This window comes from Alcanivorax sp. HI0044 (genome assembly GCF_001634945.1).
Genome location: NZ_LWEZ01000549.1, coordinates 1 through 802 on the forward strand (window position 1 = coordinate 1; position 802 = coordinate 802).

Here is an 802-nt window from a genome sequence, read left to right on the forward strand (position 1 = left end):
CGGTACCGCCAGCGGTGCCAATCACGCCGATGATATGCAGCACCACGTCTTTCGCCGTCACACCGGGGCCAAGCTCACCCTCAACAGAGACCCGCATATTGTTCATTTTCTTGGCCACCAACGTCTGGGTCGCCAATACATGTTCAACTTCACTGGTACCAATACCGTGGGCCAGACACGCCAGCGCGCCGTTGGTGGAGGTATGGGAGTCACCACAGACCACGGTCATGCCCGGCACCACAGCACCCTGCTCCGGCGCCATCACATGCACAATGCCTTGGCGTACATCGCCAATTCCGAACTCGGTGATACCGAATTCACGGGTATTGTCTTGCAGCGTCTGCACCTGAATCCGCGAGGTGTCATCGGCGATGTCGGCGGCACTCTTGAACGGGGTTGTCGGCACGTTGTGATCAATGGTGGCCACACTGGCACTGGTCCGCCACGGCTGACGACCCGCCAGGCGCAGGCCCTCAAACGCCTGGGGCGAGGTCACCTCATGGATGATCTGGCGATCAATATAGATCAGCGCAGAGCCATCTTCGCGCTGGGTAACGAGGTGGGCTTCCCACAATTTGTCATAGAGGGTTTTGCCTGCCATGCCTTTCTCCTGAAGCGTAGCGTAGTGCCGCAGCGTATTGTCACAACTACAGGCGGGTTTATCACTGGGGCTGGTTTATCACTGGTAATTAATGTAGAACTACGCCATCAATAAATCCAATTCATATTTTTCATTTTTAAGATAACCAATTATTATCCCCTGTACCGACACTGTGGATGCCCCGGGAATGATCGACACCCC

General features: G+C 55.5%; 1 protein-coding gene. It reads right to left on the reverse strand.

What is annotated here, in order from left to right:
- Positions 1-601: aconitase family protein (locus A3730_RS06540; protein ID WP_255364202.1), on the reverse strand; the 601-nt coding region annotated here is incomplete at its 3' end.
- Positions 602-802 lie beyond the last annotated feature (201 nt).